Origin of the sequence: Kribbella sp. NPDC051620, assembly GCF_044453825.1 — a bacterium.
GTDB lineage: Bacteria > Actinomycetota > Actinomycetes > Propionibacteriales > Kribbellaceae > Kribbella.
The window spans coordinates 1,079,573-1,106,244 of record NZ_JBITDB010000003.1; the positions used below are offsets into that span (position 1 = coordinate 1,079,573).

The following is a 26,672-nucleotide window of genomic DNA, read 5'->3' on the forward strand; positions in this document are numbered from 1 at the left end:
CGGATCGGCCCGCGATGACAGTCCGACGGATCGGCCCGCGATGACCGCCCGGCGGAGCTTGCTCGTCCGGCTGCTGGCCGGCGCCGTCCTGATCGCGCTCTGCTCGATCGCGGCGACCGCCTGGCTGGCGGCTCGCAGTACGACGGTCGCCATCCAGCAGCAACAGGGCCAGGCCCTCGCCGACGACGCCAAGATCTACAACACCCTGGTCGGGTTCGCCGCAACCCATCGCACCTGGTCCGGCATCGGCAAGGAGATCTCCAAGCTGGCGCTGGACACCGGCCGGCAGATCAGCCTCACCACCCGTGACCGCCAGCTCATCTCCGGCCAGCCGGTCCCGGCCACCCAGACCCCGTCCGCGGTCGTCTGGCCCCTCGACCTCAGCACCGGCCTCGGCGGTACGCCGACCGACGCGACCGGGCAGATCGATTCCCGGGTGGTCGGCCCGTTCAGGCTCTCCGACGCCGCGAAGTCGAGGCTCGACGACGTGGCGACAAGGGTTCTCAGCTGCGTACAGGACAACTCGGGTGGGCTCGGCAAGATCACCTACGACCCGACCGGTCGGCCGCGGATCGAGGGCGCGTCGCAGTACGCGCTGGATCAGTGCCCGTCGACCGCGCTCGACGAGATCGACAGCCAGCAGGCCAAGGCGTACTCAAACCTGCAGAGCCGGGTCAACGCCTGCCTGGCCAAACGCGGGCCGACCACGCCGATCAAACTCCAGGTCGACCTGAGCTGGACACCGTACTTCGGTGTCACCACCAGCCAGTTGCAGCCCGGCCCCGCCAGCAGGCCCGGCGAGCGGCCGTCCGTCAAATCCTCCGCGGCGCCCCCGCTGCCCGACCCCGCCGCCGTCGAGGCCTGTATGACCGTCTCGCGGCGCGCTCTGCTCACCCCGTACGTCGCTCCGCCCGCCCTCCTGTTCGTCAGCACGCACAGCGAGGCATCAGCGGAGTTCGATCTGTCCCCCGCGAACCAGAAGCGCATCGCCGGGGTCGCCGCTGCGATCCTCGGTATCACCGTGCTGATCGCGGCCGTCGGTGGAATCCGGCTGGTCCAACCGCTGCGGGCGCTCACCAAGGCGTCGCGGCAGATGACCAGCGGCGACGAGAACGTCCGGGTGAAGGTCCGGGGCTTCGACGAGATCGGCCAGCTCTCGCTTGCGTTCAACGAGCTGGCCGACGCCCGGGCCCGGACCGAATCGTTGCGCAGGGCAATGGTCAGCGACATCGCGCACGAGTTGCGGACGCCGCTGAGCAACATCCGCGGCTGGCTGGAGGCCGTCGAGGACGGCGTGGCCAAGCCTGACGCGACCTTCATCGCCTCACTCAGCGAGGAGGCCGCGCTGCTGCAACACATTCTCGACGACCTGCGCGACCTCGCCACCGCCGACGCCGGCAACCTGCGCATCCACCCAGAGCGGGTCTACCTCGGCCTGCTGCTCGACCAGGTCGCCGGTACGTTCCGCAGCCAGGCCGAGCACGCCGGCATCACGTTGTCCTCGGCAACCATCGGCGACATCGAACTCGAAGCCGACCCGGTACGCCTGCGCCAAGCCGTCGGCAACCTCCTCGCCAACGCCCTCCGCTACACCCCCGCCGGCGGCACCGTCCGGATAGAAGGCCGAATCGAGCGCCGGACCGACGGCGGAGTTGACGGCCGGGGCGGTGGCCGGGGCGAGGGCGATCAGGTTGTCATTGATGTGGTCGACACCGGTGCGGGGATCGCCGCGGAGGATCTGCCGAAGGTGTTCGACCGGTTCTGGCGCGCCGAGCAGTCCCGCAACCGCCACACCGGCGGCAGCGGCCTCGGCCTGCCGATCGTCCGCAGCCTGATCGAAGCCCACGGCGGCACAGCCACCGCAACCAGCACCCTCGACAAAGGCTCCACCTTCACCCTCCGACTACCACTCCACCCTCCAGCCGCGGAGCGCATCACCGCCGCCCGCTAGCTGCCTGCCGGGGGTGGGGTGGGGCGGCGGGCCGCCGTGATGATCGGGTCGGTTTCGTCGTCGAATTCGCCGATGACCTCCTCCAGGAGGTCTTCGAGGGCGACCACACCCAGGGGAACATCGCCTTCCTGGACGACGGCCAGTTGCGAGCGCTTCTCCCGCATCAGGCGGATCGCGGCAGCAACCGGGGTGGCGGCCGGCAGGCGCAGCGGCTCGGTCATCAGCTGGGAGGCTTGGAGGGTGGTGCCGCCGCGAGTGGTTGCCCGGGCGGCGTCGCTCACGTGGACTATGCCGCAGACTGCGGTGGTACCGGGGGTTACGACCGCCAGCCGCGAGTGGCCCTCGCGCCGGCTGGTGAGTTCGACTTCACGCGCGCCTGCCGACGCGGGAACCGTCGACACCGACGCGGTGGGGGTCATCACCTGGGCGACGGTGATGTTCTGCAAGGCGAGCATCGCGGTGAGGAGGTCGTGTTCGGGGGCCTCGAGGGTGCCGTGTTCGCGGGAGGACTCGATCAGCAGGCGGAGTTCGTCGGGGCCGTGGGCGTTGGCCAACTCGTTCTGCGGGGTCACCTTCAGCACTCGGAGGCAGAGGTTCGCCATCCAGTTCAGGACGATCAGCAACGGGCGTACCAGGTACGTGAAACCCCGGAACGGCAGCGCCAGCAGCAAGGCCGACCGCTCGGGATCGCTGATCGCCCAGGACTTCGGCGCCATCTCACCAAGCAGCACATGCAACAGACCGATCCCGCCGACCGCGATGATCAGCGCGATCACGTGCCCGGCTTCCTCCGGTATCCCGACCAGCTCGAACAGCGGATGCAGCAAGTCCGCCACCGCCGGCTCCGACAACGATCCGAGCCCCAGCGTGCACAGCGTGATCCCGAGCTGAGCGCCCGCGAGCATCAACGACAGCTCGCTCACTCCAGCGATCGCCGCCCGTGCCGCCCGCGAACCCGACGCGGCCGCCTGTTCCAGTCGATGCCGCTTCGACGCGACCAGCGAGAACTCCGCCGACACGAAGAACCCATTGAGGATCAGCAGCAACAAAGAGATCAGCAGCGCGACCGTAGTACTCACGAGAGACGCTCCAGTACGACGATGCCCGGCACGTGCCGAAGTACGGTCTGAACGCGAAGCCGGACCAACTCGATCGGCACCGGCCGCCCGTCATGGTCGAAGCGCCGAGGCAGCTCCACCACCAACTCGTCCTCCACCACGGGAATCCGGCCGAGCCGAGCCATGATCAACCCCGACACGGTGTCGTAGTCGTCGTCCTCGGGCAGCTGAATCCCGATCGCCTCGGCCACCTGATCGATCCGCCAGCGCGCGGGCAACGTCCACGACCCATCTTGGTTCGACATCAGCTCGGGCTCCGGCAGATCGTCCTCGTCGCGGATCTCGCCGACCAGCTCCTCGGCGATGTCCTCCAACGTCAGCACTCCGGCGAACCCGCCGAACTCGTCGACCACGATCGCGAGCTGCCGATGGGCGGTACGAAGGGCCTGCAGTACTGCGGGCAGCGGCAAAGTGGACGGTACGACGACCGGCGGCGAGGCCAGCGAGACCGCCATGAAGCGTGCCCGCTGGGCCGGCTCGATCTCCACCACGTCGCCGATCGCGATCACCCCGACCACCTCGTCGACCGACTCGCCGATCACCGGGAACCGGCTGTGCCCGGTGTCGAGCAGCTCGACCACCCGGGTCAGCGGCTCGTCCCGGTGCACGGTGATCACGTCGACGCGCGGCGTCATCACCTCGTCGGCGTTGCGGTACCGGAAGTCGAGTCCGCGATCGAGCAGCCGCATCGTGTCCTCGTCCAGCAGGCCCTGCTCGTACGACGTCGCGATGATCCGGTCCAGATCCTGGGCGGTAGCGCCTTGCGGGAGCTCTTCGACCGGTTCGATCCCGACCCGGCGCAGGATCCGGTTCGAGGTGGCGTCGAAGACGTGGATCAACGGGCCGGCCACGGTCAGGTAGATCAGCGTCGACCGGGACAGCCGCAGCGCGATCGCCTCGGCCCGGGCGATCGCCAGGTTCTTCGGGGCCAGCTCGCCGAACACCATCTGGATGATGGTTGCCAGCAGCAACGCCAGGATGACGGAGATGGTCAGGCTGACGCCGGCCGGCAGGCCCGCAGTACCGAGCAGGTCCTCCAGACCGGCGCCCAGGTAGGGCTGGGCGACATAGCCGGCCAGCAGCGCGGTGACGGTGATGCCGACCTGTGCGCCGGACAGTACGAAGGATAGCCGGGATGTCACCTTCAGCGCCCGGGCCGCGGCGGCGTTACCTCCGTCAGCCAGGCTCTGCAGCCGGTTGCGGTCCACCGCGACGTAGGAGAACTCCTGGGCCACGAAGTACCCGGTGGCAGCGGTCAACGCCAGGATCAGCACCAGGCCGATCACGATCAACATGCAGTGACTTTACGAGAACTCCGGCTCCCAACCCACCGCGGGGTCAGTAGGGCAGGACTTTGCCATCGCGGATGAGTTCGCCGTACGTGGATGGGTCGACGTGGTCGGTGAGGATCAGGTCGAGGATGGGCTGGACTGCCTCGTCGGGGCTGCGGGCCTGGCTGAAGTCGTCGAACCACGGGCGGGACGCTCGGGTGTCCACCAGGCCGGGACAGACCGAGGCGATCAGGGTGCCGTTGGCAAGGTCTTCGGTACGCCGGGTCGCGGCGACCGCCCGGACCGCGGCCACCTGCGCGACCTTGGACGGGATGTTGATCCAATCCGGCCAGCCTTGGTCCGCATGGGTGCCGGCATGGATGGACTGGCGCCAGTCCTCGACGGCCTGCTCGATCTGGTCCAAGGTGCGGCCGTCTTCGAAGAGGGGCTGGACCTTGGCGTCCAGGTTGTCGAGGGTGCCGAGTGAGCTGGCGACGACGATCAGGCGACCGGCTGGGCGCAGTACCGGGGCGAACGAACGCAGTACGGCGGCTGTGCCGCCGTTGGCGACTGCGATGAACTGGTCGGCCTGCTCGGCCTGGGTGCGGTCCGGGCTCAGCGGGCCGATCGCGTTGGAGATGACGATGTCGACTCCGCCGTACTGCGCCTGCAACTCGGCCGCCAGGTCCGCGACTGCCTTCGCGTCCGTGACGTCGAGGACCCGGCCTTCGACTTGTGCCGTGCCGTTGAGTCGCTCGGACGCTGCGGCGACCCGCTCGGGGTTGCGGCCGGTCAGCAGGACGAGGTCGGTGGCTTCGAGGCGGGCGGCCAGTCCTTCGACCAAAGCGAAGCCGATCCCTTGGTTGGCCCCGGTGACGAGGGCGATTCTCTGCGGTCTCATGTCGCCAGGTTAGGAACGGCTGTTGCATGACTCAAACGAGACTTCGGCACAGGTACTATGCGTAAACGTCATGGACTTCTCCGATGTCTCCCTGGTCGCGCTGCGGGTCTTCCGCGAGGTCGCCGAGCGCGGCACCTTCACGGCCGCGGCGACCGCGCTCGGCTACACGCAGTCGGCCGTCTCCCGCCAGATCGCGTCGATCGAACGTGCCGCGCAGACGCAGCTTCTCGAGCGGCGGCGTGAAGGCGTCCGGCTGACGGCTGCCGGCCAGCTGGTACTGCGGAGCGCGGCCGGCGTCCTCGACCAGATCGACGCGACCGCCCGGGATCTCGCCGGGTTGCCGGTCGAGGGCGGGACCGTCCGGCTGGGGTGGTTCCCAGGCGCAGGCGCCCTGTTGTTGCCCTTGGCCATCAGTGCGCTGCGGCGAACGCACCCAGGGATCAACCTGGTCACCCGGGAGGGGACGACGCCTTCCTTGGTGCGCTCGCTCCGTGCGGGCACTGTGGATCTGGCGCTGCTGGCGGCTGCGCCACCCTTCCGCCCGCCGGACAGCGAGACGCCCGCGCTGAAGCTGGAAACGCTGGCCGAGCGGCCGTTGCGCCTCGCAGTACCGGCCAACCACCCGCTGGCTTCTGCTGACTCCGTCGACGTCGCGGACCTCCGGGGCCAGCGCTGGATCGCCGGTCCCTCCGCGGACCAGATGGGCGTCTGGCCGGGGCTGGACGAGCGACCCGAGATAGCTCACATCGCCCGGGACTGGCTGGCCAAACTTCACCTGGTCGCCGCCGGCGCCGGCATCACCACCATCTCGACCTCCCACGAACAAGCCGCCCCACCAGGCGTCCGGGTCGTATCCGTCCGAGGCGGCCCTCGAGAACTCCGCCGAATCCTGCTGGCCCACCTGCCCGGAAACCTCCCCGACCCCACCAAAGCAGTAGCCAACGCCCTCCGAACCGCAGCCCAAGAGACCGCCCAGGCTCGGTAGGTAGTACCAGCGGCTGTCAGAGCTGTGGTTTTTGTTCTTGTGTGGTTTGGGGCCTGTCCTCGGGATGGTCCGGCTTGGCGGAGAGTTTGCGGAACTCGACCAGGGCCTTGGCCGCGTTGCGGGTCAGGTCGGGGAGTTTGTTCGCGCCGAAGATGAGCACGACGATGACGAGCAGCACGATCCACTCGCCGCCCTCGGGCAGCGCCAGCAGTGAAGCCATGACGATCCTTCTTTCCAGGTGTCCCGTACCAAGGTACTTCGGCCCGAACGTAGGGTTCATCCTGTGACCCTTCCTGAGCTGTTCGGCGCCGCGGTACGACGGGATGGCGCCAACCCGTTCCTGACCTACTACGACGACGTCACCGGCGAGCGGATCGAGCTCAGCGCGGTCACCACCGCGAACTGGGTGGCGAAAACGGCCAACCTGCTCGCCGACGAGTACGACCTGGAGGCCGGCGAGACCGTCGCGATCGGCCTGCCGCAGCACTGGCTCGGCGTCGTCTGGGCGCTGTCGACCTGGTCGGTCGGCGCGGCCGTCACCACCGGCGTCGGTACGCTCGCCATCACCGGGCCCGATTTCGCCATCCGCGGGTCCCGCGAGACAGTCGCGTCGGCGCTGCTGCCGCTCGGCGGACGGTTCCGCGAGCCGTTGCCGGCGGGGATCCACGACTACGGGGCCGAGGTCTACAACCATCCGGACCTTTTCGTGCCGTTCGATCCGCCGAGCGGTGGCAGTACGGCGTACGACGAGAAGACCCACGACGAACTGATCGCCGCGGCGGAACCGATCTCCGACCGGGTGCTCACCACGACCTCCCTGGTCGCGCCGGCCGGCATCGAGACGCTGGTCGGCGTGATCGCCGGCGGCGGCTCGATCGTGCTCTGCCGCAACCTCGACCCCGCCAAGCTCGACCGGCGGATCTCGGACGAGAAGGTCGACCGCGTTCTGGAGGAGTTCTAGATGGAGCGTTTCGAAGGCAAGGTCGCGCTCGTCACGGCGGGGGCGCAGGGAATCGGTGCGGCGGTTGCACGGCGGATCGCGGCTGAGGGTGGGTCGGTGGTGGTCACCGATCTGCAGGAGGACAAGGTCAAGGCGCTCGCCGCGGAGCTCGGCAACGCGCTTGCTGTCCGGCTTGATGTGACCGTGCGCGAGGAGGTCGACGCGGCCGTCGCGGCGGCTGTCGAGCGGTTCGGGCGGCTCGACGTACTGGTCAACAATGCGGGCGGATGCATCGTCAGTACTGTCCCCGAGGACACGAGCGACTCCGAGTGGCACCGGCAGCTCGACCTCACCTTGGTCGGCGCCGCGCGCTGCATCCAGGCGTCGCTGCCGCACCTGGTGAAGACGCGCGGCAATGTGGTGACGATCAGCTCGGTGAACGGGGTCGCTGCGTTCGGCAACATCGAGTACGCCGCCGCCAAGGCCGGGCAGATCGCGATGAGCCAGAACTTCGCCGCCCGCTACGGCAGCATGGGCGTCCGCTTCAACGTCGTCGCCCCCGGCACCGTCAACACCCCGAACTGGGACAACCAGCCGGACACCCTGGAGAAGTTCAAAGCCCTCTACCCGCTCGGCCGGGTAGGCGTCCCCGAAGACATCGCCGCCGCCGTAGCCTTCCTGGCCTCGTCCGACGCCTCGTGGATCACCGGCCACACCCTCCCTGTAGAAGGCGGCGTCCTCACCGGCCCCGGCCTCCTGGACCTGACCCCCACCGGCCCCTTCCGCAAGGACTACCCGGCAACCTGACCTTTCAGCCAGTCGTAGATCTCCTCGTACACGGCCGGCGCGGGCAGGTGCCCGCCCGTGAAGACATGACCCTGTACTCCCGGGATGTGTTCGAGGAGGTAGTCGGCGTCTTCCGAGGGGATGTTGGCGTCGCTCGTCCCACGCCAAAGCCCCACCGGCACCTTGATCTTTGACAGCTCGAATCCCCACGGCCGCGCGAGCGCGACACTGTCGTCCACCCAGCCGTCCGTACTGTCGGTGAACGTCACCCGCAGCCGCGCCATCGCCTCCGGATCATCCCGCGCCGCCGGCCCCGGCCCACCAGGCAACTCCGGCGCCCCTTCCTCGATCCCTCCCATGATCTCCGCCGCCACCGCAGCAACCTGCTCCCGCAACTTGGCCTCCTCCGGCGCAGCCGTGCCCTCCTCCGCCGGCTTCACGCCAGAGATCACCACACATGCGCTGATCCGATCGCCCAGCAACGCCGCACAGGCCAATGCATGCGGCGCCCCACCCGACCCACCACTGACCGCAAACCGCTCCCACCCCTGCGCATCCACCAACGCCCGAACATCCTCGACCGCATCAACGACGGTCCGCCCGGCCCGCCGCGTAGACCCGCCGTATCCAGGCCGGTCATAAACCAGATGCCTGAACCCGCTCCGCCCCATCGACTCCACCAACGCCGGCCACTTCCACCGACTACTGGGCGTCCCGTTGTGCGAGACCACCGGATACCCACCCTCCGGCCCATACAAGCAGTACCGAAGCACCGCCCCATCGGCTCGAACAACCTCAAATGTCTCCGGATTGGCCATCCCCCCATCCAACCCCACCAGCGGCGCACAGAGCTCCTGAAACGGGCCTTCACGGGGCATCCAAACTGCCCCACAAAGGCCTTCGTGTCGCGCCGCCCGTTCATCAGATCCTGGTCACCATGCCCAATGACGATGCCGTTCCCCGCTTCCCCAGTACCCCGGCCCGTTCGATCCTTCCGGACTGGTACCCGGATCTGCTCGACCGCGTCACCAGCCACATCACCACCGGTCACCGCCGAGCCGTCTCGGCCGCGAACACCGAAGCACTGAGCAGCTACTGGGCCATCGGCTCGGAGATCCTGAACCGCCAGGAATCCGAAGGCTGGGGCACCCGAGTCATCGACCGCCTGTCCGCCGACCTGAAGTCCCGCTTCCCGGGCGCCAAGGGCTACTCGCCCCGAAACCTCAAGTACATGCGCGCTTTCGCAGCTGCTTGGACAGAGCCGGCAATTGTGCAGCAGCCTGTTGCACAATTGCCGTGGGGCCATCAGATGCTGCTGCTCGACAAACTTGACGAGCCCCCGCTACGGCTGTTCTACGCCGCGGCAGCAGTTGAGCGCGGTTGGAGTCGTGCCGTGCTCGCCCTCCAGATCGAAGGTGGTTTCCACCGGCGATCCGGCAAGGCGGTCTCCAACTTCGCGACGGCGATCGAGGCCGAGCGATCCGATCTCGCCCAGGAGGCGACCAAGGATCCGTATCTGTTCGACTTCCTCGGCTCGACCGATGGATGGCGCGAGCGCGAACTGGAGGACAAGCTCGTCGAGCACGTCGGGAAGTTCCTGCTCGAACTCGGCCAGGGCTTCGCCTTCGTCGGCCGGCAGGTGCGCCTCGAGCTGGCCGGTGACGAGTTCTTCTGCGACCTGCTCTTCTACCACCTGCACCTGCGCTGCTACGTCGTGGTCGAACTGAAGGCAGTACCTTTCAACGCGGCCTTCCTCGGACAACTCGGCCTCTACACGGCAGTCGTCGACGACATCCTCACGAAGGAAGGCGACAAACCAACGATCGGCCTCCTCCTGTGCAAGAACAAGAACGAGGTCGTAGCCGAGTACGCCCTGCGCGGCTTCAAGGCACCGATCGGAGTGGCCGAGTGGACAAGCGCGATCAACAAGTCCCTCCCCGCCGAGTTCGAGTCCGCCCTACCCAGCATCGAACTACTGGAAGCGGAGTTAGGCGACCGGCTGTGAACCACGGCGGGATATATCAAGCAGCAGGCAGTACTACGTTGTGCCGCACGTCTACTGGCGTCGTGGCGGCGATGGTTGTCCGATCCGCGACCACAGGTCAGCGAGCATGGTGTTGAGGAGGTCGGGCTGCTCGCGATGGACGTCGTGGGCCGCGCCTGGCACCTCCCGCCATTCGGCGCCGATCGTGGTGGCCACCTTGCGTGCCACCAGCCGGAGCGCGGTGGCTGTGCTCGGCAGGTGCTCCGGTGCCATCACATCCCAGGCGCCGCTGATCACTAGCTTGGGATAGTTGGCATTGGCCACTTCCTGCAACGGCAGCGGCGCTAGCCAGGCGGGCAGCTCATGCAGAGCGCTGCCCGCGGCGCGGTGCAGCCACCCCGGCGGACCAGGACGCGGCTCGTCGGACGGGAACGCGAGGCTGAGATATTCGTCGGCACCACGCCGGCGTGCTTCATCCATCACCGACCGCATCTCACGAACCGCATCGGCCACCACCGGGTCGTCGATCGCGCCCTGATGCGCTGCCGGCTCGATCAGAGTGAGCGACCGAACCCGGTCAGGCCGCTGGGCCGCGGTCAATAGCGCCACCACACCACCGTACGAATGGCCGACGAGGTGAGCGCCGCCGCCGAGCAGATCAGCAACCGCAGTGGCGTCCTGCCGGTAGTCGCTCGGGTAGTCCCCGGTCGCGTCCGGGCTGCCGCCGTAGCCGTAACGGTCGGGCAGTACAAGGTAGTACCGGTCGGCCAGCGGCCGCTGAGCCGCGAAGGTCTCACTGCCCCAGGTGAGCGATCCGTGCACCAGAACAACATCCGGCTGGACGACGTCACCCCACCGACTGACGCTGAGCCGCTCAGACATCGCCGAACACCTCCTGGTTCCGGGACACCAAGTCTCGACTGCCACCGAAGACCCGCGCAACAACGCATTCGAACCGAATGAAGACCGCCTAGCGTCACGAGCCGGACGCCGACGCACTCGCGTGCGAAGCCGGGCCTCCCGCGCAGTGGGAGTAGCTTTCCCGTGCCGCGTCTGGTGGCGAGGTGACACCAAGTGTTTCGGGTGGTCAGTATGTGGACGGTTACCGGGGGTGAATGTCTAGTGGCCTTATCGTCTTTCGTAGGAGGGCGGTCCGGCAGTGGCGGCCCGGGGAGGCGGGAGTTGTGATGGGCGAGTGTTGTTGCCGCTAGCGCCTGTGTGAGCTGAAAAACCTTTGACCGCAAGGCATGCCGATCGTTCGCGAGGTCCAGCACGACGACCGCGGAGTCGGCTGTGCCGTCGTACCCGAGAACAGGACCGTGATGAGCCAGAACACCCCCAGCTGGTCTTTCGAGACCCGGCAGATCCACGCCGGGCAGACGTCCGACGCGACCACCAACGCGCGGGCGCTGCCGATCTACCAGACCACGTCGTACACCTTCGACAGCACCGATCATGCCGCGAGCCTGTTCGGGCTGCAGGAGTTCGGCAACATCTACACCCGGATCCAGAACCCGACGCAGGACGCCGTCGAGCAGCGGATCGCAAGCCTGGAAGGCGGTACGGCCGCGCTCCTGGTCAGCTCCGGCCAGGCCGCGACCTCGCTCGCGCTGCTCAATGTCGCCGAGGCCGGCGACCATGTGGTCAGCAGCCCGAGCCTGTACGGCGGTACGTACAACCTGTTCCACTACACCTTCCCCAAGCTCGGCATCGAGGTCAGCTTCGTCGAGGACCCGAGCGACCTGGAGTCCTGGAAGGCCGCGATCAAGCCGAACACGAAGGCGTTCTTCGGCGAGACGATCGCCAACCCGAAGAGCGAGATCTTCGACATCGAAGGCATCGCCGGTGTCGCCCACGAGTTCGGCGTACCGCTGATCGTCGACAACACCGTCGCCACTCCGTACGTGCTGCGCCCGCTCGAGCACGGCGCGGATGTGGTGGTGCACTCGGCAACGAAGTACCTGGGTGGTCACGGTACTGCGATCGCCGGAGTGATCGTCGATTCCGGCAAGTTCGACTATGCCGCCAACCCCGAGCGGTTCCCCGGCTTCAACCAGCCCGACGACAGCTACCACGGGCTCACCTACGCGACCGCGCTCGGTGTCGGCTCGGACCTCGGCAACCTCGCGTACATCCTCAAGGCACGTGTCCAGTGGCTGCGTGATCTCGGTACCGCGGTCTCGCCGTTCAACGCGTTCCTCATCGCCCAGGGCCTGGAAACCCTGTCGCTGCGGATCGAACGCCACCTCGACAACGCCCTCAAGGTCGCCCAGTGGCTCGAAGCCCGCGACGAGGTCGACAGCGTCGCGTACGCGAGCCTGCCGTCCAGCCAGTACTACGAGTTGGCACAGAAATACACACCCCGGGGAGCCGGAGCCGTGGTGGCGTTCGAGATCAAGGGCGGCGTCGATGCGGGCAAGCGATTCGTCGACGCGCTGCAGCTGCACAGCCACGTGGCCAACATCGGCGACGTCCGGTCGCTCGTCATCCACCCGGCGTCGACCACACACAGCCAGCTGTCCGCCGAGGACCAACTCGCGTCCGGCGTGACCCCCGGCCTGGTCCGGCTCGCGGTCGGCCTCGAGCACATCGACGACATCCTCGCGGACCTAGAGGTCGGCTTCGCCGCGGCCAAGTCGGCCTGACGGCCGACCCGATGGCTCAGGATCGTCCGCCAACCGCGAACGTCGATGCCCGGGGGCGGGACATCGGCACCGCGGCAGGCATTCCCCGTACTACGGGAGCCCCCTCCGCACCTGGTCAGGTGGCCGGTGCGGAGGGAGCGGGCGATCCTGAGCCGACTCTCACCCGTCCCGTCGGCGGTTGGCGGCTCGGGGATCCGGTTGTGGGGCGGCGATTTGCAGCAATCGGTGACTTAACACTCGAGTCCGGCGCCGCGCTGCCCGGAGTACTGGTTGCGTATGAGACCTGGGGCCGGCTGAACGCGGCCCGGGACAATGCCGTCCTGATCTGTCATGCCCTGACCGGGGACGCACATGTGGTCGGCCCGGCCGGCCCGGGGCAACTGACCCCGGGCTGGTGGGACGGCTTGATCGGCACCGGCCGGTACGTCGATCCCGCCGACTGGTACGTCGTCGCCGCGAACGTCCTGGGTGGTTGCCAAGGCACCACCGGCCCATCATCGACAGCGCCGGACGGCAAAGCGTGGGGCAGCCGGTTCCCCGCCATCACCATCAGGGACCAGGTAGCCGCCGAGGCCGCCCTCGCCACCCAGCTCAGAATCGACCAGTGGGCAGCAGTGATCGGCGGCTCGATGGGCGGCATGCGCGCCCTCGAATGGCCCTTGCTCTACCCACAAAGAGTCAACACGGCAATCGTCCTGGCCTCAACGGGCTACGCCTCGGCCGAACAGATCGCCTGGTGCTCACCCCAACTCAAAGCGATAGAGTCCGACCCCGCCTGGAACCAAGGCGACTACTACGACACCGGCACAGCACCCACCACAGGCCTGGGCATCGCCAGAAGAATCGCGCACGTCACCTACCGTTCGGAGTACGAGCTGGCCACCCGCTTCGGCCGCAACCCGCAAGGCGACGGCCGGTTCGCTGTGGAGTCATACCTCGACCATCACGCCCACAAACTAGCCAAGAGATTCGACCCCGGCTCCTATGTCGTCCTCACCAAAGCGATGAACACCCACGACATCGGCCGCAACCGCGGCGGCCTCACAAACGCACTACAGAGCCTCAAAGCCCGACTGGTAGTCGCCGCGGTCGACTCCGACCGCCTCTACCCGAGCAGACTCTCGACAGAGCTCATCGATGCAAGCAAAGACGCCGGCCCGCTCCACCTGATCAAGTCCCCGTACGGCCACGACGGCTTCCTGATCGAGCTAGACCAGGTCGGTTCGCTGATCGCGGAGACGCTCCACAGCTGCTAGCGCGTACTTCTCCTCCAGCAGGTTGCCAAAGGTTCTCCAGTCCGCCGCGACCTTCCCGAACCCCGCAATCGCCGCACCGGTATCACCCCGGTACTCCGCCAGCAGCGCGCCCGCCGTCGCCAGCGAATACTCCCGCATCGGCAGCAGCGGGACGATCAACCCAGCAACCCGCTCTGCCAGCTCAGGCAGGTCCACCGCCAACCCCGCACGCACAAAGGTCGGCAACCGGGCAGCGAACTCGTGGCTCCCAGTAAGCACCTCCAACCCGAGCAACCGCTCCAGAACCTCCTGTACGCCGGTCCGATCCCCATCAGCAGCGCGAGCCGTGGCCGCCGGCGCCCCACCGATCGCCTGGAAGTCCGGCCAATCGGTCTCGATCCCCAGCCGATAAGCCTCTTCTGCCGACGCACGCGCCCCCGGGATCCCCAACTCCAGCTCAGCGCGAGCCAGCGCAGCGAGCACCTCGATCCGCCGCAACGTGATGAAGGCCGGCCCCGGATCATCAAGTTGCGCACGGCAAGCAGCGATGACGTCTTCGGTCTGCCCCAGCTCCATCATCAGCTCGAGCACCGTGCAACTGAGCTGCTGCCGCAACTCCGCCAGCCGTCGCCGCTGGGTGAACTCCTCCGTCTCCTTGAGCGTCTCCAGCGCCGCCCGCGGGCCCTCGATCTGCCAGACCACGAACCCGTAGTTCAGCCACGTCACCGCCGCGTCGCGCGCCTTACCCTGGTCGAGCAGCGCGCTCAGCGCGTCCTTCATGTCGACCACACCACCGGTGTCACCGTTGCCGACCCGCGACAGCCCACGTGCCTCCAGCGCCCGGTTCGGTACGCCGTACCCGAGTTCCTCGGCCATCCGCAGCGACCGGTTGGCCGCCGCGATCGCCTCGTTGCGCCGGCTGGCGACCGTCAGGATGACCGCCTGCCCAGCCAGCGCGCCGACCAGGTCCTCGCTCGGCCCCAGGCTCTCGAAGATCGACACCACCCGGTCGATCGTCGCCAGGCTCTCTTCCATACTGCTCATCGCGTACGTCGACAACCTCAGCGCCCGGGCCACTCCGACAAGGTCGCCGACCGCATCGAATCCGGCCACGGCCGACCGGTACGCCGCGAGCGCATCGTCCAGTCGCCCGGTCAAGAACGCCGCCCAACCCCATCGCGCCAGCACCTCGGGCCGATCGGGATCGCCCTCCGGCGTGAGCCCCAGCGCCTGGTCCAGCAAGTCCATCGCCTCGGTGGCGTCCAGGTTCATCGCCTGCTCGGCCGCCCGTCGCAGGTACCCGCGCGTCCGAGGCGCCAACTGCTCCACCAAGTCGAGATCGCCAACGGCGTCAGCAAGCTGCAACGCCGTTCCGAGGTGATGAGCGATCACACTCGTCGTATCGCCTTGCCCTGCACTGCATTGCGACTCCAGCCAGTCGGCGGCCGCGACATGCCTCGCCGATCGCGCTGCCCGCGGCACCTGGCTGTAGGCGACGTCGCGAGTCAGCGAATGCCAGAAGCTGTACTCCCGCTGCCCCTCCAGCGACGACTGCCGGATCGGCCGGACCAACTCCTTGCGCGCCAACTCCTGCAGTTCCTGTACTACGTCCGCCGGGTCGCGATCCACCAGCGCGGCGACCGCCTCGGCCCAGAAGACGCGACCGATCACCGCCGCGTTCGCGAGCAGCGCCTTGCGATCAGGCTCGAGCGTGTCCAGCCGGGCGGCGATGATCGAGGTGATCCCCGACGGCAGGGCGACCGATCCAGGGCCCAGCTCGTTGACCATTCGCGCCAGTTCCTCGGCGTACAAGGGGTTCCCGTCGGCGCGACCGACGAGATCTGCTCTGGTCCGGGCCGGGAGCCGGTCGCCGACGAGGAGTTCGCCGAAGAGCTGGTCGGTCTCGTCGCCGGACAGTGGGGCCAGGCCGATCATCCACGCGTTCTGCTGGCCGCGGGTCCAGTGCGCGCCGCGTTCGAGCAGTTCGGGGCGGGCTGTGATGACGACGAGGAGCGGCAGCTCCTTGACCCATTCGACGAGGTGGTCGACGAACGCCAGCAGCGCGTCGCGGGCCCAGTGCAGGTCTTCCAGGACCAGTACGGTCGGGTACGACTCGGCGAAGCTCTCCAGCAGCTCACGCCAGGCGGCGAACGACTCCTCCTGCGCCACCGCGGCCGGTTTGCCGTCGGACTCGGCGCCGACGAGTGGGCGCACCCGAGCGCGCAACCAGGAGCGGTCGGCCTCGGGCAGGATGGCTTCGAGCTTCTCGGCGGCCCGCGTGGGCGGATCGCTCTCGCGGATACCGGCCTGCGCCTTGACGATCTCGGCGATCGGCCAGAACGGGCCCTCGCCGTACGGGAGGCAGCGACCCTCACGCCAGATGATCATCTCGTCGAGCTTGTCCAGCTCCGCGCCGAGCTCGGCGACCAGGCGGGACTTGCCGATGCCCGGTTCGCCCAGCAGGGTGACGAATTGCGGTGAGCGCTCGGCGACGGCCTTGTCGAACGCAGTACGGAGCAGCGAGAGATCGCGTCGGCGCCCGACCAGCGGCGTAGTGAGGTCGCGGATCACGTCTGCGCCGACGCGAGCGCGCGGCTCACCGGCCTGCCACCGTTGCAGCGGGCGGCGAATCCCCTTGGCGGCAACGGGTTCCAGCGGTTCGTACTCGAAGACCCGACTCGTTGCCGCGTACGTCCCGGCGCCGACGACGACCGCGCCGATCGGGGCGGAGGTCTGCAGCCTGGCGGCCGTGTTGACCACCAGGCCGGTCACGAACGGCTCGCCCAGCTCCGGCCTGGCGTTGACCTCCACCAGCGCCTCGCCGGTCTCGATGCCGATCCGGACCTGAAGGGTGCCGGCGGCAAGCTCCTCGAGGATCGCCAGGCCGGCCCGGACCGCGCGCTCGGCGTCGTCCTCGCGGGACAGCGGCGCGCCGAAGACGGCCAGGATCGCGTCGCCGGCGAACTTCTCGACCGTACCGCCGAACCGCTCGACCGTTGTCTTGAGCGTTCGGTGGTACGGCATGAGCCAACGCCGGACGTCTTCCGGATCAGCCGCCTCGGCCGCGGCCGTGAACCCGACCAGGTCGCAGAACAGCACCGAGACGACCTTGCGCTCCTCCGCCGGCGGCATGAGGCGGTGGGTCAGCCCTGCGACTCGAGCAACCGGACGCGCGCGGCCAGAGCCTTGAGCAGCGCGTACGCCGCCTCAGGGTTCTCCTTCACCACCGGCGCGAAGGCGAGCGAGGACAGTGCGAACGTGGTCAGCCCGTCCGGACCGGCCACGACGGTCGCCGACCGCGGAAGCCCGTCGATCAGGGAGATCTCACCGAAGTAGTCGCCCGGGCCGAGCGGCGCGCGGTCCACCCCGTTGACCGAGACCTCGGCGGAACCGTCCAGGACGACCTGCAGCCCGGCGTCGTTGCTGCCCTGCTCGGTGGCGTGGGCGCCGGGGTTGATGGTCAGCGTGGAGCCGCGGGCGATCAGGTCGGACAGCGTCTCCTTGGACAGCCCCGCGAAGAGGTCGACCTTCGCCAGGAAACTCGGCAGGCTCTCGTGACTCATGGACCGCACCCCTCGATCGGTGTCCGCCAGGCGGACAACACAGTGAACTGCGGCACAGGCTACAACCGCAGAGGACCGCTCGACCATGATTTCCCGGCCGCCGTGCGGAGGTCACGAGTTGGGGGTCAGGACCGCGGCCAGGCTTCCCAGGCGGTGGCGAACATCTCGTCTACGGTGTAGGTGTTCTTCCAGCCCAGGTCGCGGGCGGCCAGCTCGCCTGAGGCGACCACGCGGGAGGGGTCGCCGGGGCGGCGAGGGCCCTCGGTCGGGGTGAAGTCGATGCCGGTGACCCGGCGGGCCGCGTCCATGATCTCGCGTACCGAAGTACCGGTGCCGCTGCCGAGGTTGTAGACGGGCTCGAGGGTCTTGCCGTCGTCGAGGATCCGCGCGGCGGCGACATGTGCCCGGGCCAGGTCGGCGACGTGGACGTAGTCCTTGACCGAGGTGCCGTCCGGGGTCGGGTGGTCGGTGCCGTAGATCTGCGGGACCTTGCCCTGGGTGAGCAGGTTGCAGACGATCGGGAACAGGTTGTACGGGCTGGCGTCGTAGACCTTGGGGTCGCCGGAACCGACCACGTTGAAGTAGCGCAGGGCTGTGTGATTGAGGTGCACGGCCTTGGCCTGGTCCTTGAGCAGCCACTCGCCGATCAGCTTCGATTCGCCGTACGGGCTCTGCGGGTCCGGCGCGGTCTGCTCGGTCACCACCTCGTCCTTGGGCGTGCCGTAGACGCCCGCGCTGGAGGAGAAGACGATGTTGCCGACGCCTTGGTCGGCCATCGCGTCGAGCAGGCTGACCATGGCGGTCACGTTCTGCGTGTAGGTGTGCATCGGGCGCTCGACCGAGACGCCGGCGTACTTGAAACCGCCGAGGTGGACGACGCCGCTGACCCCTTCGAGGGCCCGGCGGGTGGCGTCGCCGTCGAGCAGGTTGGCGTGCGTGAACGGCACGCCGTCGAGCAGGAACTCAGCCTTGCCGCTGGACAGGTCGTCGATCACCGCGACGTCGATCCCGTCCGCCTTGAAGGCCCGCACCACGTGCGATCCGATGTATCCGGCTCCGCCAGTCACCAGCCATGTCATGTCCCGATACTCCCATTCGCCGCGTGGTCTCTTCAGCTGCCATTTAACCACACAACTACTCACGTTTAAACATAATCGATCATCTTCCTTCGCGTGGCATGGGTTGGGGCCGGGCCCACCTAGGATGCGCGGATGATCGGACTCGTTCTTGCCGCCGGTACCGGCCGCCGCCTGCGCCCGTACACGGACACGTTGCCCAAGGCACTCGTCCCGATCGATCCGGAGACGACGGTGCTCGACCTGACGCTGGCCAACTACGCGGCGGTCGGGATCACCGACGTGGCGATCGTGGTGGGGTACGCGGCGGCGGCCATCGAGTCGCGGGTCGCCGGGTTCGAGGAGCGGTACGGCGTACGGCTGGAACTGGTCTTCAACGACAAGGCCGAGACGTGGAACAACGCGTACTCGCTGTGGTGCGCGCGTGACCTGCTCGGTGGCGGCGTGATGCTGGCGAACGGGGACACCGTGCATCCCGTGTCGGTGCAGCAGGCGTTGCTCGACGCTCGGGGTGGCGATCGGTCGATCATCCTGGCTCTGGACACCGAGAAGTCGCTGGCCGACGAGGAGATGAAGGTGATCTGCTCTGCCTCGGGTGGTGTCGAGCGGATCACCAAGCTGATGGATCCCGCTTCCGCGACCGGTGAATACATCGGCGTCACACTGCTCGAGCCGTCAGCCGGCGTTGTGCTGACCGACGCTTTGAAGGCGACCTGGGAGCGGGATCCCAACCTGTACTACGAGGACGGGTATCAGCTGCTGGTCGACCAGGGGCATCGGATCGACGTCGCGGGCATCGGCACGGTCGACTGGGTGGAGATCGACAACCACGACGATCTCGCCAAGGCTCGCCGCATTCTCGGGTTCGGTTAGGCCCGCATGCCTTTGCTCGCGCGGATGATTCCCGCGCCGTTGGTGGTCGACGTACGGCGCGGGGCGCTGGCTGAGCTCGGGTCGATCCTGGCCGACCAGCGGATCTCGACGTCGGGGCGGGTCGCGATCGCCGTCGGTTCGACGTACGGGCCGATCGTGCAGGCGACCTTCCGCGACGGGCTGGCGGGGGCCGACTGGTTCACCGTGGACGGCGGGACGATCAACACGGCGATCAAGCTCGTTGAGCAGATCCGGCGGGAACGGTACGACGCGGTGGTGGGGATCGGTGGCGGTACGGTGCTCGACGTCACCAAGTTCGCGGCCGCGCGACTAGGGCTGCCGATGGTTGCCGTGGCGACCAATCTCGCGCACGACGGGATCGCGTCACCGATCAGTACTTTGGACAACGACGCGGGGCGCGGATCGTACGGCGTACCGGCGCCGCTGGCCGTGCTGGTCGATCTCGATCTGATCGCTGCCGCGCCTGTGCGGTCGGTGCGCTCGGGGATCGGCGAGATCGTGTCGAATCTGTCGGCGATCGCGGATTGGCAGGCGGCGCATGCCTTGCGGGGCGAGGAGATCGACGGGCTGGCGATCTCGTTGGCTCGTACTGCCGCCGAGGCGGTGATGAACCATCCTGGGTCTGTCGCCGACGACGCGTTTCTGGCCGTACTGGCCGAGGGGCTGATCCTGTCGGGGATCTCGATGGTCGTCGCGGGGACTTCGCGGCCGTCGTCGGGGGCGTGCCACGAGATCTCACATGCCATCGATCTGCTGCATCCATCGCGTCGTTCGTTCCATGGCGAGCAGGTCGGCGTCGGGGCTGCCTTCGCCTGGTTCCTGCGCGGGGAGTCGTCGGCTTTCGACGCAACCATCCGCTGTTTGCACCGCCACGGTCTGCCGGTACGCCCGTCGGATCTCGGCTTCAGCCTGGAGGAGTTCGAGGCGGTGGTCGGCTATGCACCGCAAACCCGCCCCGGCCGCTTCACGGTTCTCGAAGAGTCCGCGTTGACCCCGTCCCGGATCACGGCGAAAGTGAACGCGTTCAACGACCGGATCAGCTCTGCGCTGGGGTCGCCGTGACCAGTACTCGCGGCTCGTGATCACCGCACTGGAGGACAAGTGACCGTCGATCGGCATCTCGACTGGCCGGACTGCCGCAACGCCCGGGACCTCGGCGGACTGCCGACGGCGGACGGCGGGTCCATCCGGGTCGGCGCCTTGATCCGCTCGGACTGCCTGCAGTTCCTGTCGGACGAGGGGGTCGCGGCGGTCCGCAGTACCGGCGTGAGCCGCATCATCGACCTGCGGTCGCGCGGTGAGGTCTCAAGCTTCCCGACACCGTTCACCGAAGACCCGATCGCCGTCCACATCCCGCTCTCGGACCCAGCCGACCCACAGGACCACAACACCATCGTCGGCGCGTGCATCGAGATGCTCGACCTCCACCCCACCAGCTTCGCCGCCGCCCTCCGCGCCATCGCCGAAGCCCCCGAAGGGCCGGTGATCGTCCATTGCTACGGCGGCAAGGACCGTACCGGCGTACTGGTAGCCCTCGCCCTCATCATCGCCGGTGTCCCCGAACCCGAGATCATCGCCGACTACGCCCTCACCCAATCCCGCCTGGCCGGCATGCTCGCCGAACAACTGGCCGCCGAACCAGACGAGTCACTGCACCCGGCAATGATCGAGTACCGCGACACCCGCCCCGATTCCCTCACCGCCATCCTCCGCCACCTGGACACCAAGTACGGCGGCGCACTCCCCTACCTGGAACAGGCCGGCCTGACCCCCGCCGACCTCGACACCCTCCGCGCCCGACTCACCACCTAGCCCACGCGGCTTCTTCTGGCGCCTGCGCTGGGCGCCCGCGTACTGATCTGCGTCGAGGTCTTGCGCTCCTCGGGGTGGGGATTTACCTTCAGCTAATCGTTAGGAAGGTTTCCTATCGGTTGAGCTGTTGCAGTCCTTTCCCCCACCGCCCGGAGGACGCTGATGTCGTATCTGACTCGAGGGTTGACTGCTGCCGCGGTCGCCACCTCACTACTCTTCGCCATACCTATGGTGGCCAGTTCGGCGTCGACTGACGCAGTGGCTGCCGACACCCTGCTCTCGCAGGGCAAGCCCGCTACCGCGTCGTCGATCGAGGGCACCGGATTCGAGGCCGGGAAGGCCGTGGACGGCAGCGCCAGCAGTCGCTGGGCCAGCGTCGAGGGCCACGATCCCGAGTGGATCCGGGTCGACCTCGGCGCCACGGCGACCATCTCGCGGGTCAAGTTGAGTTGGGAGGCCGCGTACGGGAAGTCGTACAAGATCCAGACCTCGGCCGACGGCTCGACGGGTTGGACGGACGTCTTCTCGACCACGACCGGCAACGGCGCTACCGACGACCTGACGTTGGCGGGCAGCGGCCGGTACGTTCGCGTCTACGGCACGGCGCGCGGTACGGCGTACGGATACTCGCTCTTCGAGCTCGAGGTCTACGGCTCGATCGGCGGCGGTACCCCCGACACCACACCACCCAGTACGCCGGGCAGCCTCGCGGCCACCGGTACCACCTCGAGCAGCGTTTCCCTTGCCTGGAACGCATCCACGGACAACGTCGGCGTCACCGGGTACGTCATCTCCCGCAACGGCGCGGAGGTCGCGACCGTCTCCGGTACGACGTACACCGACACCGGTCGTGCGGCCTCGACCTCCTACACCTACACGGTCAAGGCGCGCGACGCGGCCGGCAACACGTCCGGTGCGAGCAACACGGTCACCGCGACCACGCAGGCCGGTGGCAGCGGACCGGCCGTTCCGTTCGGCAGCCACACCATCCCTTACGCGGCTGGGATGCTGACGCCGTCGGGCAGCCAGTCGGTACTCGACCAGAAGGTGATCGACTACTACCAGCAGTGGAAGTCGGCGTTCGTCAAGCAGAACTGCGGCAACGGCTGGTACCAGATCATCTCCCCCGACGCCGACCACCCGTACGTCGCTGAGGCGCAGGGCTACGGCATGGTCATCACCGCGACCATGGCCGGCGCCGACCCGGCCGCGAAGACGATCTTCGACGGGCTGGTCAAGTACATGCTCGCCCACCCCTCGGTGAACAACGCCGACCTGCTGGCCGCCGAGCAGGACACCTCGTGCAAGAGCGTCAACGGCTCCGACAGCGCGACCGACGGCGACATGGACGTCGCCTTCGGCCTGCTGCTCGCCGACCGCCAATGGGGCAGCGCCGGCACGTACAACTACAAGCAGCTCGCGATCAGGCACATCAACGCGATCAAGGCCAGCGAGCTCAACCCGAACACCAACCTGCTCACCTTCGGCGACTGGAGCACCTCGGGCGACTCGACGTACAACATGTCCCGTACGTCGGACTGGATGATCGACCACTTCCGCGCCTTCCGGGCCGCCACCGGCAACTCGGTCTGGGACACCATCCGCACCAAGCACCAGAGCGTCACCGCCTCCCTGCAGTCGGGGTATGCCCCGAACACCGGCCTGCTGCCCGACTTCGTGATCAACACCAACACCACCCCGAAGCCGGCCACCGGCCAGGTCCTCGAAGACCCGAACGACGGCGCATTCTGGTGGAACGCGTGCCGCGACCCATGGCGAATCGGCGCCGACGCCGTCACCAGCGGCGACAGCGCCTCCCTCACCGCCGCCCGCAAACTCAACACCTGGATCAAGTCCAAGACCGGTGGCAACGCCAACTCCATCGCCACCGGCTACAAACTCAACGGCACCGCGATCGACCCCAGCAGCGACGCCGCCTTCTTCGCCCCGTTCGCCGTCCCCGCCATGACCGACTCCTCCAGCCAAGCCTGGCTCGACGCCATCTGGAACAAGATGCTGGCCACCCCGATATCCACCAACAGCTACTACGCCGCCAGCATCCAACTCCAGGTAATGATCACCGTCACCCACAACCACTGGGTCCCCTAACCCCGCACCTGGTACGCCGGGCGCCCGCCGACTCGTTCGGCGGGCGCTCCGTCACTCCCCACGCAGCCTCCGCCGGCCGCTCCTACGCCGCGACCACGTTCGGCAGCTCCCACCCACCCTGAGCGCGCGCTCCTGCGTCGCGCACTTTTGCGAGAACACCCGGCTCGCGAGCGACCCCAGCGGCCATTCACCGGCAGCGGTCGAACTCCTGCTCCGTGGACGCGTGGCGACAACCCCATTGAGTCCTGACCCCACCGCTTGACCGCACGGCGTAGGCGGAGGATGCCTGCGAGGGTCGCGCGGGGCGTGGACATGCGTCCCCAGCGGATGCCGCACGCCAGCCCCTGCGAGGCGACGGCCTTCGACAAGGTGCTCGACGCTTTCGTCTCAGCCCCGCGGGAACGGCCGGGCGTCACCGCGATGGAGAGGTGGCTCGCAGCCGGCCCGCCGCTCCTGATCCTGAACTGCTGGCGAAGCTGGGCATTTCGACCGAAGCCGGAGCCCATGCTTCAGGCGGTCAGTTACCCGGCGTGGTCACGGGCGATGTCCGGTCAGCTCGTTACCTCGTCCTGCCACTCCACCACAGTCGGCCGCTCGCTGGTGTCCAGGAACTCCTTCACAGCCTCTCGAATCTGCGGCAGGGGTAGTTCGGCGTCAGCCGGGAACTCGCGGTCGCTGCCGGTGTAGTAGTAGGTAACCTCCTTGTCGCCACCGGCCTGGCCGCGGCTGAAGTAGTTGCCACCGCCCCCCATATAGCGCAGCGCCCCGACGTCGCCGTCCTCGTTGTTGATGGCGACCAGTAGCTCATGGTCGGGAGCTCCGGCGGCGTTGATCTGGCCTTCGACGTAAAGCGCTGCCACGGAGTGCTCATAATCCTCAGCGAGCAGCCCGTCGATGAGACGGTCGACGTCGGCGGCCGTCTCGAGGCGCAAGGGCTCGGCGTCGTGCTCATGCTTGTAGTAGGCCTTGACGATGCTCATTGCTGGTCCGTCTCTCCGTAATAGGTGCGCTTGAAGTTGTTAGGTCCGTAGACCGTGAGCTGACTACCAGGTGGCAAGAAGCTTGGCAGAAGTTTGTTGCAGCCCAGATCACCGGGGCATGGGCGGTTGTTCAAGATGATGCAAGCTTTGCGGATACCGTCGCGGCGCATGCGCATGGCGAACTTGAGTTCGACATCGGCGGCGGTGGACAGCATGTAGGGCGGCTCGACCAGGCCGAGCCGTTCGGCGTGGCGCTGGGCCTCCCCGAACTCGGGATCGTGGCGGCCACTGATCAAGTCGTGGTCTATGCCCTCATCGTCGTGCCAGATGCCTCGGGTTTTGGGGCTGTAGCCCCGACTGACCTTACGTTCGGGCAGGCGCTCCAGGATCTCGCGAGCATATGGGTCGAAGTCGTCGGGCGGCTCGGGACTCTGATCGTTCGCCGGCCTCGCGGCCTTGGACGCCTTCTCGCCTTCCGGCTTCTCGGAGTCGTCCCCACGCCGGCCTCCCGGCGCTGGCGGGCTGCCACCTCCTGTAGTTGGTCTGGCGCCGGCGGGTCGGTTGTTAGGTTCGGCTGTACGTACACCGCTGACCATCTGCTCGGCCCAGTCGCGGGCCTTGGGCGGGGCCTGGCTGAGGTAGTGAACGGCCTCGTCACAGTGGCGGGCGGCGTCGTCTAGTTGCATGGCCGCCCGCTGGGCGGCGGGGTTGCCCGACATCCCGCCTACGAGTCCCGCCTGCTCGCGGCATTTCTGAGCGGTGCGTTGCAGGTAGCCAATGACGCGGGGTATCTCATCGAGGGCGGCGACCAGTCCTTGCGCGACACGTTGCAGCTCGGACGGCATATGTATGAGTGGGTGGTCTAGATCTGGTCGGCGTAGCTGCGGCAGCCTTGCGCCGCTATCTGCAAGGATTCGGCCGCCTGCTCGAGGGACCGCTGGTCTGGCCGAACTTCTGGCGGAAACCGCCGAGGCTGCCTGCGCCCTGCTGGGCTTCGGTCATGAGCTGGTAGAGCTGAGCCTTCAGGCGCTGGATGTCGGACATATGTAAGCCTCACTCTTGTCGGTTAGGCGTGAGTTGGCTGGCTCACTTCGGTGGCATCCGTCCATGCCGTGCCGAAGAGGTGGAACGGCTGGCGCAGGCAGCCTCGCTCGGGTGTTCCGCGCCAGCCGGTCTTTGAGGTCCCTGTCTGAGCCGGGAGGGAGCCAGGGGACTCGGGACTGGCTCAGACAGGGACGATTGGTGACGGAACCGGTGAGGTGTGCGGCGATCCACCGCACTGAGAGGCTGAGGACGACTCCTCACCGGTCCCGCCAGCTTTAGGGAGAGGTACTCCCGACGACGACCCGCGCGCCAGTTGTGCGCTCGAAGGTGTCCTTGACGTCATGGGTCACTGCCAGCGCTGCAAAGTGGAGGCGGCTGGGGATGATGACCGTCGTCACCTCGTAACGGTTGACCGCCTCAATCAGGGCCTCGAAAGCAGCCGGGCTGCTGGAGTTGTCCTCCACGTAAATCGTCCCCATCGCATAGCCCTCAACCCGAGCGAACTCCTCTAGCTGGACCTTGATGTCGGCCAGTTCGCCGTCGGTCATGAGCAAGTGCTTGACCACATAGCCCAGCAGCAAGGGACGGGTGTAGTCGGTCACTCCATCTCCTCGACCCGCCAGCGCCGGAAAGCGTTGACCAGTCGCTCCCACAGCACCATCCACCAGCGCCGACGACGCTTCCCCTTCACGGCTGCTCATCTGCCACCACCACCGGCTCGATGGTCACGCGCAGGCTGGCAAAGCGCCGAGTCATGGCAGCCTGGTACCGGATTGCTGTCTCGGGCTCAGCGGTGTACTCGGCGATGACATGCTCGCCGAACCAGACCCGCACGCACCGGTCAGTGGGCAACGGAGCTTCCGCTATGAGCGTGAGGACCCATGTACCGGTCATGATGCTTCCAACTCCTACGTTCGGGACGACCGCCGGGGCGGATGGGCCCCGAGACGTGCCGGGTGGTCCGGCCTAGACCCAATTGCATCGCTTACGCTGGGTACACGACATGGCACGTTTGACGCATCTTTGGCGCATCCATGACGGATACCGCCCGGAGGCGCACCCCGCCCGGGCGATCGGTAGAGATGGGGAACGACGGTGACAGGCAAGCGGACCCGTTTGGCACAGTGGCGCCGCGCCGCTGGATACAGCCAGGAACGCTTGGCTGAGCACCTGGGCGTGGATCGCTCGACCGTGGCGCGCTGGGAATCCGGCGGGACTGCGCCGGTACCGTTTGCCCGCCCTCGCTTGGCCGAGGCGTTGGGAGTATCCGGCGCAGAGCTGAACGCAGCGTTGGGCGACTCCGAGACAGCAGGAGTGGGGCCGGCTACGAGGGCTGCGGCCTTTGGACAGTTGGCGGAAGTCGATCTGCCGCGTCGGG

24 protein-coding genes and 1 pseudogene are annotated in these 26,672 nt (G+C 67.7%); 12 read left to right on the forward strand and 13 right to left on the reverse strand.

Annotation, left to right across the window (positions count from 1 at the left end; genetic code table 11):
- Positions 1-40 precede the first annotated feature (40 nt).
- Positions 41-1,951 carry a sensor histidine kinase gene (locus tag ACIA12_RS18025; protein WP_396368116.1) on the forward strand — a complete coding sequence of 637 codons (1,911 nt, stop codon included), beginning with the start codon at positions 41-43 and terminating at the stop codon, positions 1,949-1,951.
- Here ACIA12_RS18025 and ACIA12_RS18030 read toward each other — a convergent pair.
- The 3 genes from ACIA12_RS18030 to ACIA12_RS18040 are packed head-to-tail and all read right to left on the reverse strand — an operon-like array spanning position 1,948 to position 5,241.
- Positions 1,948-3,030, reverse strand: a complete 1,083-nt coding sequence (locus ACIA12_RS18030; RefSeq protein WP_396368117.1) for a hemolysin family protein — start codon at positions 3,028-3,030, stop codon at positions 1,948-1,950. The two genes, ACIA12_RS18025 and ACIA12_RS18030, sit on opposite strands and share 4 nt — an antisense overlap.
- A complete protein-coding gene (locus ACIA12_RS18035; RefSeq protein WP_396368118.1) occupies positions 3,027-4,364 on the reverse strand; it encodes a hemolysin family protein in 1,338 nt (445 codons plus the stop codon). Before ACIA12_RS18035 ends, ACIA12_RS18030 begins: the two co-directional genes overlap by 4 nt.
- A 43-nt stretch (positions 4,365-4,407) precedes the next feature.
- Positions 4,408-5,241, reverse strand: coding sequence for an SDR family NAD(P)-dependent oxidoreductase (locus tag ACIA12_RS18040; protein ID WP_396368119.1), 834 nt, complete (start codon positions 5,239-5,241; stop codon positions 4,408-4,410).
- Between the two features lie 70 nt (positions 5,242-5,311).
- On the opposite strand from ACIA12_RS18040, the gene ACIA12_RS18045 reads away from it, so the two are divergent.
- The gene (locus ACIA12_RS18045; protein ID WP_396368120.1) at positions 5,312-6,226 is read left to right on the forward strand and encodes a LysR family transcriptional regulator; all 915 of its coding nucleotides are present in this window, start codon (positions 5,312-5,314) and stop codon (positions 6,224-6,226) included.
- Between the two features lie 16 nt (positions 6,227-6,242).
- On the opposite strand, the gene ACIA12_RS18050 is transcribed toward ACIA12_RS18045, so the two are convergent.
- Entirely contained in the window at positions 6,243-6,446 is a 204-nt protein-coding gene (locus ACIA12_RS18050; protein ID WP_396368121.1) for a twin-arginine translocase TatA/TatE family subunit, read from the reverse strand.
- Positions 6,447-6,509: 63 nt separating this feature from the next.
- Here ACIA12_RS18050 and ACIA12_RS18055 point away from each other — a divergent pair, with 63 nt between their 5' ends.
- Entirely contained in the window at positions 6,510-7,187 is a 678-nt protein-coding gene (locus ACIA12_RS18055; RefSeq protein WP_396368122.1) for a TIGR03089 family protein, read from the forward strand.
- Positions 7,188-7,973 carry an SDR family NAD(P)-dependent oxidoreductase gene (locus tag ACIA12_RS18060; protein ID WP_396368123.1) on the forward strand — a complete coding sequence of 262 codons (786 nt, stop codon included), beginning with the start codon at positions 7,188-7,190 and terminating at the stop codon, positions 7,971-7,973.
- Here ACIA12_RS18060 and ACIA12_RS18065 read toward each other — a convergent pair.
- On the reverse strand, positions 7,958-8,830 hold the full coding sequence (locus tag ACIA12_RS18065) for an alpha/beta fold hydrolase (RefSeq protein WP_396368124.1): 873 nt from the start codon (positions 8,828-8,830) through the stop codon (positions 7,958-7,960). The two genes, ACIA12_RS18060 and ACIA12_RS18065, sit on opposite strands and share 16 nt — an antisense overlap.
- A 59-nt stretch (positions 8,831-8,889) precedes the next feature.
- Between ACIA12_RS18065 and ACIA12_RS18070 the strand changes: the two genes are divergently transcribed.
- Positions 8,890-9,957, forward strand: coding sequence for a YhcG family protein (locus ACIA12_RS18070; protein ID WP_396368125.1), 1,068 nt, complete (start codon positions 8,890-8,892; stop codon positions 9,955-9,957).
- Positions 9,958-10,008: 51 nt separating this feature from the next.
- Here the strand turns inward: ACIA12_RS18070 and ACIA12_RS18075 are convergent, their stop codons facing one another.
- On the reverse strand, positions 10,009-10,818 hold the full coding sequence (locus ACIA12_RS18075; protein WP_396368126.1) for an alpha/beta fold hydrolase: 810 nt from the start codon (positions 10,816-10,818) through the stop codon (positions 10,009-10,011).
- A gap of 440 nt (positions 10,819-11,258) precedes the next feature.
- Here ACIA12_RS18075 and ACIA12_RS18080 point away from each other — a divergent pair, with 440 nt between their 5' ends.
- Together ACIA12_RS18080 and ACIA12_RS18085 are read left to right on the forward strand one after the other, a co-directional pair.
- Positions 11,259-12,581 (forward strand): bifunctional o-acetylhomoserine/o-acetylserine sulfhydrylase, encoded by a 1,323-nt coding sequence (locus ACIA12_RS18080; RefSeq protein ID WP_396368302.1) that lies wholly within the window; start codon positions 11,259-11,261, stop codon positions 12,579-12,581.
- Between the two features lie 11 nt (positions 12,582-12,592).
- Positions 12,593-13,837, forward strand: coding sequence for a homoserine O-acetyltransferase (locus tag ACIA12_RS18085; protein WP_396368127.1), 1,245 nt, complete (start codon positions 12,593-12,595; stop codon positions 13,835-13,837).
- Here ACIA12_RS18085 and ACIA12_RS18090 read toward each other — a convergent pair.
- The 3 genes from ACIA12_RS18090 to galE all read right to left on the reverse strand — a co-directional run bounded on the left by ACIA12_RS18090 (position 13,790) and on the right by galE (position 18,458).
- Positions 13,790-16,948: an ATP-binding protein gene (locus ACIA12_RS18090; RefSeq protein ID WP_396368128.1), complete on the reverse strand. Its 3,159-nt coding sequence runs from the start codon at positions 16,946-16,948 to the stop codon at positions 13,790-13,792. The two genes, ACIA12_RS18085 and ACIA12_RS18090, sit on opposite strands and share 48 nt — an antisense overlap.
- Positions 16,949-16,959: 11 nt before the next feature.
- Positions 16,960-17,379 (reverse strand): cyclic nucleotide-binding domain-containing protein, encoded by a 420-nt coding sequence (locus ACIA12_RS18095; protein WP_396368129.1) that lies wholly within the window; start codon positions 17,377-17,379, stop codon positions 16,960-16,962.
- A 125-nt stretch (positions 17,380-17,504) separates the two neighbouring features.
- The gene (gene galE, locus ACIA12_RS18100; RefSeq protein WP_396368130.1) at positions 17,505-18,458 is read right to left on the reverse strand and encodes a UDP-glucose 4-epimerase GalE; all 954 of its coding nucleotides are present in this window, start codon (positions 18,456-18,458) and stop codon (positions 17,505-17,507) included.
- 132 nt (positions 18,459-18,590) lie between these two features.
- On the opposite strand from galE, the gene ACIA12_RS18105 reads away from it, so the two are divergent.
- The 4 genes from ACIA12_RS18105 to ACIA12_RS18120 all read left to right on the forward strand — a co-directional run bounded on the left by ACIA12_RS18105 (position 18,591) and on the right by ACIA12_RS18120 (position 23,270).
- Positions 18,591-19,328, forward strand: coding sequence for a sugar phosphate nucleotidyltransferase (locus tag ACIA12_RS18105; RefSeq protein ID WP_396368131.1), 738 nt, complete (start codon positions 18,591-18,593; stop codon positions 19,326-19,328).
- Between the two features lie 6 nt (positions 19,329-19,334).
- A complete protein-coding gene (locus ACIA12_RS18110; RefSeq protein WP_396368132.1) occupies positions 19,335-20,411 on the forward strand; it encodes an iron-containing alcohol dehydrogenase family protein in 1,077 nt (358 codons plus the stop codon).
- Between the two features lie 39 nt (positions 20,412-20,450).
- Complete coding sequence (locus ACIA12_RS18115) at positions 20,451-21,161, forward strand: tyrosine-protein phosphatase (RefSeq protein ID WP_396368133.1); 711 nt, start codon at positions 20,451-20,453, stop codon at positions 21,159-21,161.
- Between the two features lie 258 nt (positions 21,162-21,419).
- Complete coding sequence (locus ACIA12_RS18120; RefSeq protein WP_396368134.1) at positions 21,420-23,270, forward strand: glycosyl hydrolase family 8; 1,851 nt, start codon at positions 21,420-21,422, stop codon at positions 23,268-23,270.
- Positions 23,271-23,821: 551 nt separating this feature from the next.
- Here ACIA12_RS18120 and ACIA12_RS18125 read toward each other — a convergent pair.
- The 4 genes from ACIA12_RS18125 to ACIA12_RS18140 all read right to left on the reverse strand — a co-directional run bounded on the left by ACIA12_RS18125 (position 23,822) and on the right by ACIA12_RS18140 (position 26,188).
- A complete protein-coding gene (locus tag ACIA12_RS18125; protein WP_396368135.1) occupies positions 23,822-24,250 on the reverse strand; it encodes an Imm1 family immunity protein in 429 nt (142 codons plus the stop codon).
- The gene (locus ACIA12_RS18130; protein WP_396368136.1) at positions 24,247-25,095 is read right to left on the reverse strand and encodes a DddA-like double-stranded DNA deaminase toxin; all 849 of its coding nucleotides are present in this window, start codon (positions 25,093-25,095) and stop codon (positions 24,247-24,249) included. Before ACIA12_RS18130 ends, ACIA12_RS18125 begins: the two co-directional genes overlap by 4 nt.
- 474 nt (positions 25,096-25,569) lie before the next feature.
- On the reverse strand, positions 25,570-25,896 hold the full coding sequence (locus tag ACIA12_RS18135) for a hypothetical protein (protein ID WP_396368137.1): 327 nt from the start codon (positions 25,894-25,896) through the stop codon (positions 25,570-25,572).
- An 85-nt stretch (positions 25,897-25,981) separates the two neighbouring features.
- Entirely contained in the window at positions 25,982-26,188 is a 207-nt protein-coding gene (locus tag ACIA12_RS18140) for a hypothetical protein (RefSeq protein ID WP_396368138.1), read from the reverse strand.
- A gap of 201 nt (positions 26,189-26,389) precedes the next feature.
- Here ACIA12_RS18140 and ACIA12_RS18145 point away from each other — a divergent pair.
- Positions 26,390-26,569 (forward strand): annotated as a pseudogene (locus tag ACIA12_RS18145) (helix-turn-helix transcriptional regulator); the annotation flags it as partial.
- Between the last annotated feature and the right edge of the window lie 103 nt (positions 26,570-26,672).